Source organism: Dictyobacter formicarum (assembly GCF_016587435.1).
This window is the reverse complement of the sequence record NZ_BNJJ01000027.1, coordinates 78,004-95,265: the sequence shown is the minus strand read 5'-3', so window position 1 is coordinate 95,265 and position 17,262 is coordinate 78,004. Positions and strand designations below refer to the sequence as shown.

General features: G+C 50.4%; 12 protein-coding genes. 10 read left to right on the top strand and 2 right to left on the bottom strand.

All coding sequences use genetic code 11. The annotated features are described in order from the left end of the window. Positions 1–394 precede the first annotated feature (394 nt). The 6 genes from nagA to JMI88_RS40300 all read left to right on the top strand — a co-directional run bounded on the left by nagA (position 395) and on the right by JMI88_RS40300 (position 7,589). Positions 395–1,585 carry an N-acetylglucosamine-6-phosphate deacetylase gene (gene nagA, locus JMI88_RS33280; protein ID WP_201366338.1) on the top strand — a complete coding sequence of 397 codons (1,191 nt, stop codon included), beginning with the start codon at positions 395–397 and terminating at the stop codon, positions 1,583–1,585. A 191-nt stretch (positions 1,586–1,776) separates the two neighbouring features. Then, positions 1,777–3,057 (top strand): glycoside hydrolase family 10-like protein, encoded by a 1,281-nt coding sequence (locus JMI88_RS33275; protein ID WP_201366337.1) that lies wholly within the window; start codon positions 1,777–1,779, stop codon positions 3,055–3,057. 574 nt (positions 3,058–3,631) lie between these two features. Next, a complete protein-coding gene (locus tag JMI88_RS33270) occupies positions 3,632–5,314 on the top strand; it encodes an ABC transporter substrate-binding protein (protein ID WP_236023174.1) in 1,683 nt (560 codons plus the stop codon). Positions 5,315–5,454: 140 nt separating this feature from the next. Continuing rightward, positions 5,455–6,450 (top strand): ABC transporter permease, encoded by a 996-nt coding sequence (locus JMI88_RS33265; protein ID WP_201366336.1) that lies wholly within the window; start codon positions 5,455–5,457, stop codon positions 6,448–6,450. After that, positions 6,451–7,455: an ABC transporter permease gene (locus tag JMI88_RS33260; protein ID WP_201366335.1), complete on the top strand. Its 1,005-nt coding sequence runs from the start codon at positions 6,451–6,453 to the stop codon at positions 7,453–7,455. Further along, positions 7,455–7,589, top strand: coding sequence for a hypothetical protein (locus JMI88_RS40300; protein ID WP_268906046.1), 135 nt, complete (start codon positions 7,455–7,457; stop codon positions 7,587–7,589). The genes JMI88_RS33260 and JMI88_RS40300 overlap by 1 nt, the downstream gene beginning before the upstream one ends. 11 nt (positions 7,590–7,600) lie before the next feature. On the opposite strand, the gene JMI88_RS33255 is transcribed toward JMI88_RS40300, so the two are convergent. Beyond that, on the bottom strand, positions 7,601–8,713 hold the full coding sequence (locus JMI88_RS33255; protein WP_201366334.1) for a carboxylate-amine ligase: 1,113 nt from the start codon (positions 8,711–8,713) through the stop codon (positions 7,601–7,603). Between the two features lie 405 nt (positions 8,714–9,118). Between JMI88_RS33255 and JMI88_RS33250 the strand changes: the two genes are divergently transcribed. The 3 genes from JMI88_RS33250 (at position 9,119) to JMI88_RS33240 (ending at position 14,232) form a co-directional block, all read left to right on the top strand. After that, positions 9,119–10,039: a DUF5996 family protein gene (locus JMI88_RS33250; RefSeq protein WP_201366333.1), complete on the top strand. Its 921-nt coding sequence runs from the start codon at positions 9,119–9,121 to the stop codon at positions 10,037–10,039. A gap of 189 nt (positions 10,040–10,228) precedes the next feature. Beyond that, positions 10,229–13,390, top strand: coding sequence for a DEAD/DEAH box helicase (locus tag JMI88_RS33245; RefSeq protein WP_201366332.1), 3,162 nt, complete (start codon positions 10,229–10,231; stop codon positions 13,388–13,390). Between the two features lie 5 nt (positions 13,391–13,395). Continuing rightward, the gene (locus tag JMI88_RS33240; RefSeq protein ID WP_201366331.1) at positions 13,396–14,232 is read left to right on the top strand and encodes an SWIM zinc finger family protein; all 837 of its coding nucleotides are present in this window, start codon (positions 13,396–13,398) and stop codon (positions 14,230–14,232) included. A gap of 39 nt (positions 14,233–14,271) precedes the next feature. Here the strand turns inward: JMI88_RS33240 and JMI88_RS33235 are convergent, their stop codons facing one another. Beyond that, positions 14,272–15,510 (bottom strand): ROK family transcriptional regulator, encoded by a 1,239-nt coding sequence (locus JMI88_RS33235; RefSeq protein WP_201366330.1) that lies wholly within the window; start codon positions 15,508–15,510, stop codon positions 14,272–14,274. 204 nt (positions 15,511–15,714) lie between these two features. On the opposite strand from JMI88_RS33235, the gene JMI88_RS33230 reads away from it, so the two are divergent. Continuing rightward, the gene (locus tag JMI88_RS33230) at positions 15,715–17,211 is read left to right on the top strand and encodes an APC family permease (RefSeq protein WP_201366329.1); all 1,497 of its coding nucleotides are present in this window, start codon (positions 15,715–15,717) and stop codon (positions 17,209–17,211) included. The last annotated feature ends 51 nt before the right edge of the window (positions 17,212–17,262 follow it).

Here is a 17,262-nt window from a genome sequence, read left to right as displayed (position 1 = left end):
TGCTGCTTCTGTTCCGATATATTGTTCTATAGTAACAGATACGCACAAAATGGTCTTTTCGTGGCAATAAATAGTTAATTTATCCCTGAAGCGTGGAATAGGCGACCATAGAAGCTCCCATGAGCGAAAACATGCTGGTATAATTGGTATATCGTCTATACCACATCTCTATCTTAGATAATCACAGATATTCTCGCAAACGTCAAGCTTTGAGACGAAACTTAAAAAAATCAACTTGAAAGGCACAAGCGTGATTTTTTATTTTGGACCGGTGTAGAGATGGCGAGAGAGGTGGTATAATTGGCATATTGTATAGACCACTAAGAGCTGATATATTTGCATGCTAAAGACGGCATGTGCGTGAAGAGAAAATCTATGAAAAGAGGGAGACTCAATGCGGTTTACATTACATGGTGCTCATATTGTAGACGCAACAATGGATGTTGAGCGAGGAAATGTTGTTGTTGACGGTACACAGATCCAGGCTGTAGGGCAGAGTGAGAGTTCGGAGGCGCAGCATATCGATGCTTCCGATAGTATTATCCTGCCGGGATTTATCGAGGTACATACACATGGTGGTGGTGGATTTAATCTGCACACGACCGATGTTGAAGAGATTCGCTCATATCGACATTGGATTCCAGCGACCGGTGTAACCTCTTTTCTCGTAACTGTGGTTGGGACGCCAAACGCTCTACCCGATGCACAGTTGCAGACGGCTGTGGCCGCGATTGAGCAGGCTCAGCAGCATGCGCCTGAGCCTGGTGCTGAGCCGGTCGGCATTTTCCTTGAGGGCCCCTACATCAGTGTCAAGAAGCGTGGCGCCCACCCGCCGATCTGGTTGCGTATTCCTGATGAAAAAGAGACTGAGCATATCCTGGAAGTGACGCGTGGGCATCTGCAACTGCTGACGATCGCCCCAGAACTGCCTGGTGCGCACGACATGATTCGGCGACTGGTAGAGGCGGGCGTCACCGTTAGCATCGGTCATACTGATACCGACTATGATCAGGCCCGCGAAGCGATCCAACTGGGTATTACCCACGCAACGCATTGCTTCAACGCGATGCGCCAGCTTGAGCACCGCAATCCGGGACCGCTGGCCGCGATTATTCAGGCCGAGCAAGTACTGGGCGAACTGATTTGCGACGGTGTACATGTGCATCCAGCGATGATGGATATTTTAGTGCGCGTGCTCGGTCCACAGCGCACAGTGGTGGTAACCGATGCTCTGGCTGGAGCTGGTATTGCCGATGCCACCTTTGAGTTTGCGGGCCAGCAGGCGCGTGTTATTTGTGGAGCTGCGCGCTTGGAGGACGGCACACTGACCGGTAGCGTGCTCACCATGGACCAGGCTCTGCGCAATATGCTGGACATTACGCATGTCTCCCTCTCTGAAATGTCCCGCATGTTATCGTTTAATCCGGCCCGCTCAGCCCACGTTACGGACCGCAAAGGACTGCTTAAAGCGGGTTACGATGCTGACCTGGTAATCTACGATCGTTCCTTACAACTCCAGGCCACAATCTGCCGCGGACAGATCAGCTATGCTACCGACGCCTGGCGCCAGCGGCTGAACGTCTGATGCCCCTCGACGCTATCAAGAAGTTGTAGGCCCCTTGTAGGTCATACATTAAATTTCAGCGAAGATGGTAAAATAAAGCACAAAGAAAGAAAAAAACGTAGATGCGCCTCTTGTGGGTGCTTCTGCTTCTCACTCGAAGCAAGCAAGCACCCACAAGAGGCGCACCTAGGGGAAATGGCACGGAGAGATGTATGTGGTGGAAGAAATGGCCGACGCGAACACAGATCGGCATATTGGTCGGATGCATAGCCTTTTTTGTGCTACTACACGAATCGTTGGCCGTGCTGGCTACATTCCCCTCCTCAACGCAGCAGCAGACAGCGCTGCTATCCAAACATACAGAAGCACCGAACAGACAACTAGAGATGCGCGGCGTCTGGCTGGCGACGGTAGCAAATCTGGACTGGCCCTCACACACTGGATTGCCGGCTGAGCTCCAACGACAGCAATTCATAGCCTTACTGGACCAGGTGAAAGCGCTGCACTTAAATACGGTTGTCGTGCAGGTGAGGCCAATGGCCGACGCTTTCTATCCTTCCACCTATGAGCCGTGGTCACAGTACCTCACAGGTACACAGGGGCAGAATCCTGGTTATGATCCTCTGGCTTTCATGGCGGAGCAAGCCCATAAGCGCCAGCTCGCCTTTCATGCCTGGTTTAATCCTTTCCGCGTCAGTACGCGTAAGGATGTACAGGCGCTGGCGGCCAATAATCCCGCCCGCCAGCATCCTGACTGGCTCATTACTTATGGCGGCCAGCTTTACTATAATCCTGGATTACCCATTGTGCGTGACTTTATTGTAAACAGCATTGTTGAGGTTGTGCATAACTATGCGATCGACGCCGTGCACCTGGATGATTACTTCTATCCCTATCCCGTAGGTCAGCGAGATTTTCCCGATCAAGACACCTATCAACGCTATGGAGCGCATATTTTTGCCAGCAAGGCTGACTGGCGGCGCGACAACATCAACCAGTTTATCCATCGACTGGCACAGCGCATCAAGCAGATAAAGCCAAATGTAGCGCTGGGAATTAGCCCCTTTGGCGTATGGCGCAACCACTTGGCAGATGCTACTGGCTCGTTTACCCACGCGAGCGTAACGGATTATGATAGCCTCTATGCAGACACACGTACCTGGATCAAGCAACACTGGATCGATTATATTGCGCCCCAGATCTACTGGAACATTGGCTTTGCGGTCGCCGATTACGAGACGCTGGTACGCTGGTGGGCCAACGAAGTTAAAGGCAGTCGGGTACAGCTCTATATCGGCCAGGCAGCCTACCGCGTTAATCCAGCGGGAACCGGACCCTGGTCGAAGCCTGATCAACTGCTAGCACAGCTCAGGACCAACCAACGCTATGAGCAGGTTCATGGTAGTATCTTTTTCAGCCTGAAAGATATTTTGCGTAATCCCCTGCATATCAAAGACCAGCTACAGCAATACTTCGCTAAATACGCCACCTGAGTAAGCTCTATTGAAGCCCTTTCTACATTGAGGAATTTGTTTATATCGGAGTGTAATAGTAAATACTTGCCGCACTTTTTCGTCTGGAATGCACATTTTTTTCAGGTTTTATAATGAATTTTGGTCTAGTGGTCTAGATGTCTTGACAATGCTGCTAATTCAGTGTATGTTTTTCGTAGATACATCACTGATATTTCTCTTAGCCTGAATGCATATTTTTCATATGCTTTTCATTGTATTTGTTTCATCTCAGAGAGACAAAGAACGTAGATAGACTTTCAGCTATGTGATAGCATTGCATGTATGCAGATAGGACATGAAGAACGAAAGTTGTATCCAACATATATTTTATACTCAGACCGATGTTACATTTTTTTGTTAGTTGGAGTGGCTTGATATGCCACACTTATGGTCTAGTAGTCTAGATGACTGGTAGATTTGCCCTGTCAATGGTGACGATTCAGACTGCTGAGAAACCGGATGTAAAGTATATCCTCTCATGCTTTTGCCTGGATAGGCATATGGTTTTATTATCTTTGACGCGCTGTTTTTTATAACCTTCAGGAGGTTTAGCGTGGCTCCAACTCTCGTCTCATCGATCAATGGAAAGAAAAGCAAGGCCGGAATGGCCTTATTTTCGCTCCTGGTTATTCTGGCTCTGGCGCTGGCCGCGTGCGGAAATGGCAGTGGCAGCACAGGCACGACCGGCAAGAAACATATTTTAACGATTGGTGCCCATGTTGGTGGAGACTTCACCAAAGCCCTGAGCCCTTACAATCCCACCCTCGTCAACGAAGGTATTCAGGGCATGGTATATGAGACTCTCCTCTTCTTTAATCGTAACGATGGCAAAGTAACCAACCTGCTGGCCACCGACTACAAATGGAGCTCTGATCAAAAACAGTTGACCTTCACCACGCGTGATAATGTCAAATGGTCGGATGGCAAACCATTCAGCGCCGCCGACGTAGCCTTCACCTTCAACATGCTCAAGAAATATCCGGCCGCCGACTCCAAAGGCCTGTGGACATATTTGAGCGACGTCTCGGCTCCCGACTCCAAAACTGTGGTCCTGAACTTCAAGACTCCCAATCCTCCCCTGCTATGGTATATTGGTGGACAAACATTCATCGTTCCAGAGCATATTTTCCAGAACGTTGATCCAACCAAGTTCGACAACAGTAATCCCGTCGGCACCGGACCCTTCAAGTTTGCCAAATTTGCACCTCAACTGCTCACCTACACTAAGAATCCAGGCTACTGGCAGGCCGACAAAATCCAGGTCGACGAACTGCGCTACCCGGCGGTCAAAGATAATCAGACCCTGCAGCTAAAATTGATGAAGGGCGAGATTGACTGGGGCAGCTTCTTTGCACCTGACCTGGACAAAACCTATGTGCAGAAAGATTCGACCCACAACCACTACTGGATGGCTCCAACCGATATCTTTACCCTGTACGTTAATCTGACCAAAGCTCCATTCAACGATGTCAATGTGCGCCAGGCTATCAGCGCCGCCATCGATCGCTCACAGCTTTCCAAACAGGCCGAAAGCGGCTATGTAGCTCCAGCCAGCACGACTGGATTGATCTTGCCGAATGCGCAGGCTTATCTGGACCCCAGCTACCAGGATGTGCAGTCTACATCTAATATGGCCAAAGCTGCCCAGTATCTGCAGAGCGCTGGTTACACCAAAGGACCTGATGGTATCTATGCGAAGAATGGCAAGAAGCTGAGCTTCAGCATTAAAGTTGTCAACGGTTGGACCGACTGGGAAACCATGGCCTCGGTGATCAAGCAGAATCTGAAAGATGCTGGTATTGACGCCACAGTCGATGACATTCAGGATACCGCCTACTTCGATGCCCGTAATAATGGCAACTTTGACGCTCTGATTGGTGGTCTCTTTGGTGGACCTACCCCCTACTACCTGTACAATACCCATCTGAGCAGCGTTAACCTGTCGCCAAAAGGTTTCAACTGGGGTAAATGGAAAGACAGCGCAACCGACAAACTGCTGCAAGATTACTCCAGCACCGTAGATCCTGCCAAACAGAAGCAGGCAATCATGGGACTGGAAAAAATCTACGCCAGCGAACTGCCAAACATTCCACTGGTAAATGCAGCTTCATGGTATGAATACAGCACCAAAAATTTCACCGGCTGGCCCAGCAAGGATGATCCCTATGCCGTTGGTGCAGCCTACTCAACCCCTGACAATCTAATGGTTGTCCTCAACCTGAAACCAGCCGCTTAAAACGTCCTGTTGGCGCCCTTCCTGCTATTCATAAAAGGAAGGGCGTATGAAGAGGTAGGGGCAAGGCGCTGCCTTTTTGGACCCGGTAGTGCCGCCCCTGCATTCCCTTTTACAAAGGTACGTATCGAAGGAGTACTGGAATGCGCCATTTATTTCGTCGCATTTTCTTCTACATGGTGGCGATCTGGATATCCGTCACCCTCAACTTTTTTATTCCACGGCTGGCCCCTGGAAATCCAGCGCAAGCGATGCTCACGCGCCTGGAGCGCCGTGGTCCCATCAGCCCCGCCGCCGAGAAAGCCCTTGAGGCAGCCTTTGGCGTCAACACCAGCGATTCCATCTGGATACAATACTTCAAATATTTGAGTAACATGCTACATGGTGATTTTGGCATTTCATACGTGCAATACCCGATCCCGGTCACCTCGATCATCGCTCAGAACATCATCTGGACCATTATCCTGGGTGCGGTAGCGGTAATGATCAGTTTTATTCTCGGCTGTCTGTTTGGGATCGTGATGGCATGGAAGCGCGGCTCCATGCTCGATACAATGCTCTCGCCCGCCATGACCTTCCTCTCGGCTATCCCCTATTTCTGGTTAGCCCTGATCATCCTGTATTTCTTTGGCTTTACCCTCAACTGGTTCCCCTTCGCCGATGGATACGATACCACACTGGACGTTGGCTGGAATTCTGACTTTATTTTCAGTGCCATCTATCATGCTATTCTACCGGCATTGACCATTGTGCTTTCCTCTATCGCTGGCTGGATGCTGGTCATGCGCAACTCGATGATTACCACGCTCTCAGAAGATTACGTCTTAATGGCCAACGCCAAAGGACTGGCCAGGTGGCGGGTGATGTTCTTGTATGCCGCGCGCAACGCCATTCTACCCAATGTAACCGGTTTTGCCCTGGCGATCGGTTCAATCGTCGGAGGCCAGCTCTTAACCGAAATCGTCTTCTCTTATCCCGGTATTGGTTTCTCACTTTTACAGGCGGTACAGGGACAGGATTATCCGCTGCTGCAAGGCATCTTTTTGATCATTGCGCTGGCAGTACTGGGCGCTAACTTTATCGCTGATCTGGTCTATGTCGCGCTAGATCCGCGTGTACGCCAGGAGAGGAGCGCTTAAATGGGTACATCTTCATCGCAGTTTAGCGGATCGGTGACCAATGGTTTTAAGCGCGGGAAGCAGCCATTACCAGATGCCGCCACCATCAATGCCCTGCGCCGACCCTGGTATGAGCGCCTGGGGCGCGGGCTCCAGATCGTCTGGTACCAGCTGACTAAAAACAAGAAGGTCGCCATTGGGTTGGTGATTGTGTTCTTCTTTATTCTGGTTGCAGCCTTTGGTCCCCTGTTCATCCATACCGATCCGGGTCGCTTATCAAATGATGCGCAGGCCGCGCCATCGGCGGCCCACTGGTTAGGTACCACCGCCGTTGGACAGGATATCTTCAGCCAGCTAGTGGTGGGGACACGGTCTTCAATATTCTGGGGTTTTATAACCGGTATTGCTGTGACCTTGTTGTCGATTACCGTTGGATTGGTGAGCGGCTACTTTGGCGGCTTCATCGATGAGATACTGTCATTGCTCACCAACGTATTCCTGGTGCTACCGGCGCTGCCACTGGCGATCGTACTGGCCTCCTATTTTCCGCGTGGACCTGTTACCGTTGCGCTGGTGATTACCTTTACCAGCTGGTCATGGGGAGCCCGTGTGTTGAGATCGCAGACCCTTTCTATGCGGAGCCGCGAGTTTGTTACGGCGGCGCGCGCCAACGGCGAGACCACCTGGCGCATCATCTTCTTCGAGATTTTCCCCAACGAGATCTCTATCGTGGCCGCCAATTTTGTCAGCACCACCCTGTACGTCATTCTGGCCTCCGCCTCACTTGAATTTCTGGGACTGGGAGATCCAAACGGCATCAGCTGGGGAAGCATGTTCTACTGGGCACAGAAAGCCAACGCCCTGCTCTCGGGCCTGTGGTGGTGGTTTATTCCACCCGGCGTCTGCATTGCTGTTCTGGGTGCAGGCTTATCCCTGATCAACTTTGGAATTGATGAAATCGCCGATCCGCGTTTACGCAAAGAGAAAACGCCGAAGCTGGTCAAAGAGAAAAAGGTGGCTGCGTAATGATCACAGCTGTAGACGAGGCGACACTGCAAATAAGAATGCTCCGTGCCGACGTTGCCAGCGGAGCAATACAGCGCAGGGTCTGGTCAAGAGCTCTTATCATCCTGGGAGGACCTGGAGCTATGGGCTGGTAAGAGCGCCAGCCTTAAAAGCTACAGCTTTGGGCGACAATATAATCTACCAGAGCGCGAAAATCGCCAGCGCGCCGATAGATATCGCGCTGGCGACGAGCGCCATTACCCTCTTGTAACACCCGGTAGGTACTGGTTGAGACGCGGTGCCAATCGCCCTCAGCTTCGAGCGCTGGCCGTAAGAAGGTCAGGAACTGCTCAATACACTGCCGGGCCGGTACACTGTGCTGCGCCTGCACATCAAACAAGCGATCATCCAGACCATAGCGTGCCGCGCGCCAATGCATTGCTCGCAACTGGTCAGTAGTCACATCTGGAAAAGGAACTTTCCGCATTACCTGCTCATACGCAGTTCGAACCAGGGCCCGGATCAAGCCAGCAACCATGACGGCTTCGTCAATAGTCATGCAGACATCCATGACACGAAACTCAAGCGTAGGAAAGCGTTCTGAGAGGCGCAAGTCCCAATAGATCTTTGTCGCATCGTCAATGCTCTCTGTAGCGATTAAACGCTGAATCGTATCGCGGTACGCATCATAGGAAGAGAAAGAAGGGGGAGGGCCAGCCAGTGGAACGGTCCACCAGAGGCCGGTACGATAATCCTGATAGCCAGTATCCGCTCCCAGCCAGAAAGGAGAATTGGCGGTCAAAGCAATAATTGGAGTAAGCCAGGCGCGGGCATGATTGAGAATCTGAGTGGCAACTTCTTGATCTGGTATACCAATATGGACATGGCAACCAAAAATGACCTGCTCGCGAATTAACTGCTGATACGTCTCGATTAAGGTTTGATAGCGCTCTTTTGGGGTTACCTGCTGTATATTCCAATGTGAGAAAGGATGAGTTCCCGCGGCGCCAATGCGTTGTCCGACATTGCCGGCGGCAGCAATCACGCCGCCACGTAGTCGCATCAACTCATGGTGTACCTCCGTCAACGAATGACAAATCGGGGTTGCGACCTCAATCTGAGACAAAATCATCTCAAATTGTACCGCCTCATCCCCTAATATCGTCTGGGCCTCTGGCAAAATCAAATGGGCCTGCTGACCCAGTTCGCGTGTATGAGGGTCGATAATCTGATATTCTTCTTCAACACCAATAGTGAAGTTATGGGATTGCAGGGACATGGAAAACGCCTCCTTGCAACGAATATGGTTGGAACGTAATACATACAACACGAAACCCTGCCCAATAAGTATACAGTATCAAGATGTAATTTAAAGCTCTTCTGCATTTATGAGTCTAGATATATCTTATATGTTACATACTTTCAATGATTTCTTTTTAAGCATAAATATAGAAATATATTGGTGTAAAAAAATTACGTGCAGTTTTATGTGGTTTCTTAAAATAACTTTATATACAGATCGATGGTTCGCAGAACCAGGTGGTGCCCAACCTTTTTGTAGAGTATAGACTTATAGTAGTTGAAATAAAAAATATGATAGGATGGGGGCATACCAGGAGATATTAGCTGAGTAGTCCTGACGAAATATGATATGCCTGTTTGTGATGGGAGGAGAAGAGTAATCATGCTGAACAGTAATCTTGTGCGTACGGTTGATGAGAAATGGCCTGTGTTAGCATTTGAAGACTGGAAAGAGACCTGTGAGACGCTGCACCTATGGACACAGATGGTTGGCAAGGTGCGGCTGGCATTAAGCCCGTACATCAATCACTGGTGGCAGGTACCCCTCTACGTCTCAGCGCGCGGTCTGACGACCTCGCCAATTCCCTATGCGCACGGTGAGTTTGAGATTAGCTTTGATTTTATTGATCACAACCTGTCGATTGTTACCAGCGAAGACACCAACAAAACACTACCTCTGTACTCACGCTCAGTGGCCAACTTCTATCAAGAATTCATGGCAGCATTACACGCCCTGAATATCCAGGTCACTATTGATCCACGCCCCTGTGAAATTCCGAACGCCATTCCTTTCAATCAGGATCTCAGCCATGATACCTATGATCCGATATATGTAGAACGCTTCTGGCGCACCTTATTCCAGATAGATACTATCATGAAGGAATTTCGTGGCCGCTTTATTGGCAAATGCAGTCCAGTCCATTTCTTCTGGGGTAGCTTTGATATAGCTGTAACACGCTTCTCCGGTAGAAAAGCCCCTGAAAGAAAAGGAGCCGATCGGATCACGCGTGAAGCCTACTCGCATGAAGTCATCAGCTGTGGTTTCTGGCCGGGTAGTGCCAGCTCGCCCAAACCAGCGTTTTACGCCTATGCGGCTCCCGAACCGCCTGGACTTGGAAGTGCACCTATCAGGCCCGCCAAAGCTTTTTACAGCCCCGAGATGGCAGAATCTTTCTACCTTTACGACGACATGCGGCAGGAGAGCAATCCCGAGCAAGCCTTGTTGGAATTCTTCCAAAGCACCTATGAAGCCGCCGCCAATCTCGCTCACTGGGACCGCGCTGCACTGGAACGGTCCATCTGAAAGAAAATACAGGATTACAATCTGGGAAATTACGGGATGGAGAAAGAATAACGATGAAGGCATCAATTTAATAGATATTCGACAATAAGTGAGCTGATATGTTATGCTGTACGAAAAATTTTCATACAGCCGTGTAGTGAGGACGAGTGATACCCCCAATCATATCGTGACTCATCTTAGGAGTACCGCATGCATATCATCCATGGAATCTGGATTCCTGATGACTCACAGGAGTTCATACAGGATGGAAGCTTCTATCTCTGGGTCGAGACTGATAGGGCGCAAGATGTAGCGAAGAAGAGTCCGGATACTGTTCATCCACGACATCTGTCGCAGACTGCCCTGGCAACATTTCTCGTGGAGAAATTGGGCCTGCAAGAGCTTTTTCCTGGCACATTGGTGAATACCCTGTGCAGTCGCTACGTACTGCTACCTACTACTGATGGTAGACCAGCGCCCTCTTTTGAACTGTTGCGCTATGTTGAGGAGGAAGAGCCACTGGAATTTGAGCTGAAGCCCTGGCAGGTCTGCTGCTATCGGGTGACAGACATCATTACCATCCTGAACACGATCCATTTTATGGCGCTCAATGGGGCTGAAGATTTCCAACTGGGAGCAGATCTTTTATTCTGGCAGCAATACACCCAGGCCATCAAAGCGATCATCGCTAAAGACCAGTACATCCCAGCGTTAAAGTATCAGGCACTTGAAGCGGCCGGGGAGAAGGGGACACGTAGCAAAAAGGCGACAAAAAAAGAGGCCCGTTTTGTGCTTCATCCCGGCTGGGAACTGATATCAGATAGCTATGAGACGACCATCCAGCGCTATCTTGCCGCTATGCCGGGGGCGTGTGCAGCCGGCTCAAACAACCCGGATAACACCGATCTTTTTGATAAAGAGCCTTTATTGCGCCATTTTTCTGAATGTCTGCTCCACAATGTTGTTACAGGTACTCCTTTTACCGGTACATTTGACCATCAGATCGCCGATACACTGCTCTACAGGTGCATCTATCCATATCGCCCCGCGCCCACGCAAGATCCCACGGAGACGCTTCAGGATTATAAAGACTGGCTCGCCTGGCGCAACAACCTGACCCAGGCGCATACGGAAGCCGGCTTTACGCTCTGCCTACGTCTAGAAGAGGCTACTTCTACGGATGTCGACAGCTGGCACATGCACTTTCTGGTGGCGTCCAGGCGCGATCCCTCTCATCAATTGAGTTTGAGTGAATACTGGGATCTCAGGCCGAAGGAACGCGCTGAGGCTGCACGCCCTTTTGGCGCTGATTTTGAAAAAAACCTCTTGCTGGCCCTGGGCTATGCCGCGCGCATCTATCCAAAGATCTGGAAGGGCCTGACCACAGATAAGCCGATCGGCTTTCATCTCACGCTTGACGAGGCCTTCACTTTTTTGAAGGAGGGCGCCTGGGTACTTGAGGATGCCGGCTATATCGTGATCGTTCCCTCCTGGTGGACTCCCGAGGGCAGGCGGCGCAGCAAGGTGCGCCTCAAAACATCGCTACGCTCACCCAAAGGATCAACATCGGCTGCAGGGGGTGGTCATTTAAGCCTCAAAAAAGTCGTCGACTATAGCTATGAATTGTCGATTGGTGGACAGGTGGTTTCGGAAGAAGAATGGCGACAGCTGGTCAATGCCAAATCATCATTGGTTCAGTTTCGTGGCCAATGGATGGAGCTTGATCGCGAAAAAATGCAGCAAATGCTTGAGTTCTGGCAGATGCATAAAAATGAATCCGCCGAGATCTCACTGATGGATATGCTGAAGCTTGGCGCGGAAGGAGTCGAGGATCTGGAATGGGAGCATGATCAGAACTTACAGGATATGCTATCTCAGCTCGGCGATAAAAATGCTATTGCCCCCATCACTGATCCCGTGGCCTTACAGGGGACTTTGCGTGAGTATCAGAAGCGCGGCGTAGCCTGGCTATACTATTTAGAAAGTCTGGGCTTGCATCCCTGCCTGGCAGATGACATGGGACTGGGCAAGACCCTGCAGGTAATTGCCTGTCTGCTTAAAGAGCGCGAAGGGGCTGAGGCTGTCGGGCCAACCCTGATTATTGCCCCGACATCGGTACTGGGCAACTGGCGCAAAGAGATCGAGCGTTTCGCTCCCCAATTGCAGGTATTGGTACATCAAGGTGGCACGCGACCCAAAGATAAGAAGGCGTTCCTGGAGATGTATCAAGAGCAAGACGTGGTCCTGACCTCATTTGCCCTGGCGCGCCTGGATGAAAAGTTGTTGCAGAGTATTGATTGGCATCGCGTCGTTGTCGATGAGGCCCAGAACATCAAGAATCCACAGGCGGCCCAGACCCGCGCCATCCTTAAACTGGACGCTATCCATCGGCTAGCCCTGACCGGCACCCCGGTCGAGAACCGCCTGCGAGACCTCTGGTCCATCTTCAACTTCCTTAATCCCGGCTATCTGGGCAAGGAAGCACAATTTCGCAAAAAATTCGAGATCCCGATCTACAAAGACAACGACGCGGCCCAGTCCACGACCCTCAAAAAGCTGGTCGAACCGTTTATCTTACGGCGCGTAAAGACCGATAAACGTATCATCAACGATCTACCAGACAAGATCGAGCAAAAAATGTACTGCACCCTCTCGGCCGAGCAGGCTTCGCTGTACGAGGCCGTGGTCAAAGACGTGATGGAGCAACTGGATGATGCTGAGGGCATTCAGCGCAAAGGTTTGATCCTATCGACATTGCTCAAGCTCAAGCAGATATGCAACCATCCAATGCAATTTCTACAGGACGGCAGTGCCTTTACTACCGAGCGCTCTCACAAGCTGCAACGGCTCGCAGAGATGGTTGAGGAGGTGATCGAGAGCGGAGAGAGCGCGCTGATTTTCACCCAGTTTACAGAAATAGGTGCTGCACTGGAGCGTTACCTTGAACACAAGAAGTACTACAATACATATTATCTACATGGCGCGACCAATGTGGCCAGGCGTGAAAAAATGGTGACCGAGTTTCAGGATCCTGCGACCGAGCCATCACTCTTCATCCTCTCACTGCGAGCGGGCGGCGTTGGCTTAAATCTCACCAAAGCCAACCACGTCTTTCACTTTGATCGCTGGTGGAATCCATCCGTCGAAGATCAGGCCACCGACCGCGCTTTCCGTATTGGCCAGCGCAAAAACGTCTTCGTGCATAAATTTATCGCCATGGGGACCATGGAAGAGCGCATCGATACCATGATTGAAGACAAGAAGCGGCTCTCTTCACTGGTCGTAGGAACCGATGAGTCCTGGTTGACGGAACTAGATAATAATACTTTTAAAGAGCTTATCACATTGCGCCGCAGTGCTATCATGGAGTAAGAACGATGACACAGTTCAGCCGAACCTGGTGGGGTCAGCGCTTTATCCAGGCCCTGGAACAATTTACCGACGTAGGCCGCCTTAGCCGTGGGCGCTCATATGCCACTAATGGGCGCATCATTAGCTATAAGCTAGACCATGGCATGGTTCAAGCCAAAGTGCGTGGCTCCGTCAATCCCTATTTTGGAGTCTATAAAGAGCCCATCTACAAAACCTCGATTATCTTAAAAGCCATCAATGCCAGGGACTGGAGCAAGGTCATTCAAAACATTGCGACACGGGCCGATTTGCTCACTAAACTATTGATGAATGAGATGCCCGACACTATCGAGGACGCCTTCATAGAACTGGACCTGCACCTGCTGCCGCACAGCGCACGCGATTTCGAGACCGATTGCTCATGTCCAGATTATGCCAACCCCTGTAAACACATCGCCGGAGTCTACTATCTTCTGGCCTCCGCTCTGGACAAAGATCCCTTTGTCATGTTTGCCTTACGTGGACTCTCCAGGGAAGATCTACAAGCTGAACTGGTCAAAACCCCACTCGGAGCGACCCTGGCCTCCGCTCTCACGATCAAAGAGCCCAATGTCCAACCGGCGGAATCCTATTACACCCACCCAATTACCAAACCGGTACAAATTGCCAGCCACAAAGAATTCTGGACTGGTGCAACACGCCTACCAGCTCCACAGCCAGCAGCATCCCAACCCGCCGTCCCAGCTCTCCTGATCAAAAAGCAGGGGGATTATCCAGCATTCTGGCATAAAAACGCCTCATTCATTCATACTATGGAAGAATTCTACGAGCGCGTCCGCACGAAAAATAAACAGATGAAATAAAGCAGTAGAGTACGCGACGAAGCTCATTGGCTGGCGTTTTCATTTTGAAGCGCCATAATTACTGTTGACGTAATGCTGGAAGACGAGCTTGTGTGCTATTTCTAGTGCTGTAGCAATGGAACCGAGAAGTATGCCATCATCCCCTAGCTTGGAAGCAACGACGCGTGGTTTCAAGGGAGTGAGTTGCTGTAACCTACGTTCCAGTACCGGAAGCAGCAACGTGTCACGTTGACCGATACCTCCACCGAGCACAATTAGTTCTGGATCCAGAATAGCAGTGATGGTTGAAACTGCCAGAGCCAGACGATATCCCTCCTGTTCAATCAAGGCAAGCGCTTTACTGTTGCCCTGTTGCGCCGCGTCAAAGATCTGCTTAGGAGAAAAGGATGCAGGCAAACCAAATTTTTGCGCCTGGCGAACGATAGCCTTGGCGGCGGTTGCCTCCTCGAACATACCTAAATAGACATCACTGATTTTTTCGGTTTCCTCTGCGATCTCGTCCAAACCGAACGGTAAGAAACCTATCTCGCCTGCTGCACCGTGTCCTCCTCGGTAGAGTGCGCCGTTAATAATAATACCCATGCCTATGCCCGTACCCAGGGTAATATACACAAATGTACCGGCACTGGAGCCCCAGCCAAATGAGCGCTCACCTAACGCTGCAAGGTTCGCGTCGTTTTCCACTGAAAGACTCAAACCAAATGCGGCTTGTAGCTCTGTTACCAAACCATGTCGTCCCCACCCGGGCAGATTCGACGCAAAAAGCACGCGCTTACTTTGCTCATCAAAGACTCCCGGTGTGCCAATGACTGCATGTACTACCTGTGACCAGGACAGACCGGCCTGTGCGACAAGATCACGAGCCAGTTGGCTTAGCAATGTAACAAGGGCAGATGCGTTCTGGGCATCGTTTGATTTATTCATGCGCACAAGAATTTGACCGGTCAGGTTTGCTACTGCGGCACGTACCCAACCACGGCCTAGATCGATACCAACCACATAACCAGCATCTGGGTGTGGCTCATATAGTATAGCTGTACGTCCTCCCTTACCCGATATCGACTGCCCAACAGCTCGAACAAGGCTTGCACGCTCGAGGCTAGCGAGGGCTTGCGATACAGTTGGCTTCGATAGGCCGGTGGCGCGTGCAAGCTGGGCCCGAGACGTCGGTTTATGGCTGCGTAAATATTCTAGCAACGTTCGTTCGTTGATGGATCGCAACAAGGATGGAGTTCCCGTTTGATACTCGTTGTGCAGGTTGCTTTCGGTCGTTGACATAGATTGGCTCCTTAGCAGTAACGAAAGGACTTGTATATTCTAAATGATGTTGACCACGTTGTAAAACAATAGAGACAAAGCAGCGAGAAAGCGATCAACCATCTTGACACGCTAAAGTTAGGAAACTATACTAACTATAAGACTATAATATAATATCACACTATTTGCCTATCATCTATAAACAGCTGCAAAAGGAGGTAAACCGTGAGTTCTTCAAGTCTGAATGAGGAAGCAAAGGGAGATTCCACAGGAACTGCACAACGTGGAGCAGCAGACCGAACGAATGTCGGGTTTGTACGTAGTGTTAATTTGCGAACAGCAGTAGCGATTAACATGACCCAGATGTGTGGCATTGGACCGTTCATCACAATTCCCCTCATGGTAGCGGCCTTTGGCGGCCCGCAGGCTATCCTCGGTTGGATTGCTGGAGCACTGCTAGCCCTGGCCGATGGATTGATCTGGGCTGAGCTTGGAGCTGCCATGCCTGGAGCAGGAGGCACCTACATCTATCTCCGTGAAGCTTTTCAGTATCGAACTGGTCGTTTAATGCCGTTCATTTTTACCTGGACCGCGGTTCTCTTCATTCCTCTTATTATGTCGACCGGTATCAATGGATTGGTCTCATACCTCGGCTATCTCTGGCCCAATATGACCTGGTGGCAAATCGATCTTGTCTCGTTCGCGTTGACCGGCGTCGTTCTTTTTGCTCTTTATCGCCGCATCGAGTCGATTGGTATCCTTAGCAATGTCTTGTTTGTAATTATGCTAATCTCCATCGGTACAGTGATTGTGGCATCATTCACCCATTTTAACCCGACGCTGGCTTTTAGCTATCCATCGAATGCCTTCACTTTAGACAGCCACTTCTTTGGTGGGCTGGGTGCAGGCCTGATCATCGGCATTTATGATTACCTGGGGTATAATACGACAGCTTACATGGGAGCCGAGGTACGCAATCCCGGGCGTGTTGTGCCCTGGTCCATTATGATCTCTATCTTTGGCATGATGTTGCTTTATCTCGCACTCAACATCGGGGTTATGGGCGTTGTTCCCTGGCAAGTTGTGGCGAAGTCAAACTCTGTTGCTTCTCTTGTTCTGGAGACGGCCTGGGGAAAAGGTATTTCAAGCGTTGTGACAGTTCTTATTCTTATCACGGCCTTTGCCTCGGTCTTTGCTGGGCTTCTGGGAGGTTCGCGTGTACCATATAATGCTGCTCGTGATGGTGTCTTCCTGCGGCAATTTGGTAAGTTGCATCCACGCTATCACTTTCCACATGTCGCCTTAATTGTTATGTGCATAATTACCGCCGTTGCTTCCATTCTCCCTCTTGGAACTATCATTGCTATCCTTACCGCTGTTATTGTGATTGTGCAAGCGCTGGGCCAGGTAGCCGCATTGACAGTCTTACGCCGCAGACAGCCTGACCTGAAGCGTCCCTATCGCATGTGGCTTTATCCACTGTTCAGCATCCTTGCGCTGATTGGCTGGGTTTATGTCTTTGTGTCATCGGGCCTGAGTGGAACCCAGTTTATCTTGCCGATATGGACGAATCCGATGCTAATGGCTGTCGCATGGACAGTATTAGGTATCATTGCTTACCTCTTCTGGGCTCGTTTCGTTGAACACACCTGGCCTTTTGGTCCCAAAGAAATTAAGGAAGAATACCTGGAACGACCTGTGGAGTCTGAAGCGTCAGCCTGACCGCGACGACGAATAGGGGATGGCCCATTGGATGCATGGCAATGAAGCTGA

Excerpts from the sequence above, each read along its gene's own strand:
- nagA (WP_201366338.1), top strand. The coding sequence starts at position 395 with ATGCGGTTTACATTACATGGTGCTCATATTGTAGACGCAACAATGGAT.
- JMI88_RS33275 (WP_201366337.1), top strand. The coding sequence starts at position 1,777 with ATGTGGTGGAAGAAATGGCCGACGCGAACACAGATCGGCATATTGGTC.
- JMI88_RS33265 (WP_201366336.1), top strand. The coding sequence starts at position 5,455 with ATGCGCCATTTATTTCGTCGCATTTTCTTCTACATGGTGGCGATCTGG.
- JMI88_RS33260 (WP_201366335.1), top strand. The coding sequence starts at position 6,451 with ATGGGTACATCTTCATCGCAGTTTAGCGGATCGGTGACCAATGGTTTT.
- JMI88_RS40300 (WP_268906046.1), top strand. The coding sequence starts at position 7,455 with ATGATCACAGCTGTAGACGAGGCGACACTGCAAATAAGAATGCTCCGT.
- JMI88_RS33255 (WP_201366334.1), bottom strand. The coding sequence starts at position 8,713 with ATGTCCCTGCAATCCCATAACTTCACTATTGGTGTTGAAGAAGAATAT.
- JMI88_RS33250 (WP_201366333.1), top strand. The coding sequence starts at position 9,119 with ATGCTGAACAGTAATCTTGTGCGTACGGTTGATGAGAAATGGCCTGTG.
- JMI88_RS33245 (WP_201366332.1), top strand. The coding sequence starts at position 10,229 with ATGCATATCATCCATGGAATCTGGATTCCTGATGACTCACAGGAGTTC.
- JMI88_RS33240 (WP_201366331.1), top strand. The coding sequence starts at position 13,396 with ATGACACAGTTCAGCCGAACCTGGTGGGGTCAGCGCTTTATCCAGGCC.
- JMI88_RS33235 (WP_201366330.1), bottom strand. The coding sequence starts at position 15,510 with ATGTCAACGACCGAAAGCAACCTGCACAACGAGTATCAAACGGGAACT.